The sequence below is a fragment of the Aquabacterium humicola genome, assembly GCF_030167915.1.
GTDB lineage: Bacteria > Pseudomonadota > Gammaproteobacteria > Burkholderiales > Burkholderiaceae_C > Pseudaquabacterium > Pseudaquabacterium humicola.
Map to the genome: position 1 here is coordinate 1 of NZ_JARGNB010000044.1, position 1,070 is coordinate 1,070.

The window sequence follows — 1,070 nt, forward strand, 5'->3', positions numbered from 1 at the left end:
GGGCGGATTACCAGGCGAAGTGCAACAACTTTGCGAAGGGGGGCGGTGAGTTGGAGACTAGCCGCTTCTCTTCGGGCAGGAAGGGTTGCAGCATGGAGTATCACCAACTCACCTACGGGGAACGCTATCTGATCGCGAGGCACAAGTCCAGCGGGGAGAGCGTGCGAGCGATCGCCAAGATGCTGAAGAGGAGTCCGTCGACGATCAGCCGGGAGCTCAGGCGCAACGCGGATAGCAGCGACGGGCGGTACCGAGTGGACAAGGCAGACAGCTACGCGAGGGGACGGCGCTGGCGAAGCCGCCGGGGGACGCAGTTTGAGGCGGCGCAAGTGGAGCTGGTGCACGAACTGATGAAGCGCCGGTGGAGCCCGGAGCAGATTAGCCGAAGGCTGCGCAAGCTGCAGCAGCTGAGCATAGGCACGACGACGATCTACCGCTGGGTGCGCCAGGACAAGGCTGCGGGCGGCTCGCTGTGGCACAGGACGAGGCAGCTGAGCCGGCGCTATCGCAAGGGCTACCGAGTGGTGGATCACCGAGGAAGGATGAGGGGCAAGACGCCGATCAGCCGGAGGCCGGCGCGCGTGTCACAGCGGCGTGAGTTCGGGCACTGGGAAGGCGACACGGTGATGGGCAAGGACGGGCGGCACTGCCTGCTGACGCTGGTGGAGAGGATGACGCGATGGACGAGGATCATCAAGCTGCCGGCGCGCCAGGCCAGCGAAGTGAACAAGGCGCTGACGAGGCAGATCAGGCAAGGACTGCTGAAGATGAAGAGCCTGACGCTGGACAACGGGACCGAGTTCCACGGGTTCAAGCAGCTGCAGGAAGAGCTTGGGATCCAGATCTACTTCGCGCAGCCGTATCACTCTTGGGAGAGGGGGACGAACGAGAACACGAATGGGCTGATCCGGCAGTACTTGCCCAAAGGCATGTGCTTCAGAGGAGTGACACAGCGTCAGTGCAACGCGATCGAGCGAGAGCTCAACGACAGGCCGAGAAAGGTTCTCGGATTCGATACACCTAGCGAGGCGTATGCTCGGTGGTGTTGCGCTTAGTTTGGCAATTCGTGA

1 protein-coding gene is annotated in these 1,070 nt (G+C 62.6%); it reads left to right on the forward strand.

The features are described from left to right. The first annotated feature begins 92 nt into the window (after positions 1–92). The gene (locus tag P1K89_RS33285; protein WP_439898073.1) at positions 93–1,055 is read left to right on the forward strand and encodes an IS30 family transposase; all 963 of its coding nucleotides are present in this window, start codon (positions 93–95) and stop codon (positions 1,053–1,055) included. Positions 1,056–1,070: the final 15 nt, after the last annotated feature.

Bases quoted from the DNA above. Each gene is read 5' to 3' on its own strand.
- P1K89_RS33285 (WP_439898073.1), top strand. From the start codon at position 93: ATGGAGTATCACCAACTCACCTACGGGGAACGCTATCTGATCGCGAGG.